This is a genomic window from Paramesorhizobium salinisoli (assembly GCF_003335045.1).
GTDB lineage: Bacteria > Pseudomonadota > Alphaproteobacteria > Rhizobiales > Rhizobiaceae > Paramesorhizobium > Paramesorhizobium salinisoli.
Genome location: NZ_QOZG01000165.1, coordinates 1 through 255, shown reverse-complemented (window position 1 = coordinate 255; position 255 = coordinate 1). Strand labels below are relative to the sequence as shown.

The following is a 255-nucleotide window of genomic DNA, read 5'->3' as shown; positions in this document are numbered from 1 at the left end:
GAACCACATCTTCACCTCGATAGCTGAAACGGGCATCGACTGCCGGTGAGAACCGCGAGAAGGTATCGACGACGGTCAGCACCCTGATCTTGCGGCCGGTGGCCAACTGATCATGAACAAAATCCATGGCCCAGACATGGTTGGAATGAGTGGCCTCAGTACGGTCGGCCCGCAGCTTCGCCTTGACCCGTCTCTTCGGAACCTTGTTGCGCAGTTGGAGGTCCATCTCCTTGTAAAGGCGGTAGATTCGCTTCG

General features: G+C 56.9%; 1 protein-coding gene. It reads right to left on the bottom strand.

Going from position 1 to position 255, the window contains the following annotated elements:
* A partial coding sequence (locus tag DUT91_RS25390) for a DDE-type integrase/transposase/recombinase (RefSeq protein ID WP_147272328.1) occupies window positions 1-255 on the bottom strand: 255 nt, incomplete at both ends.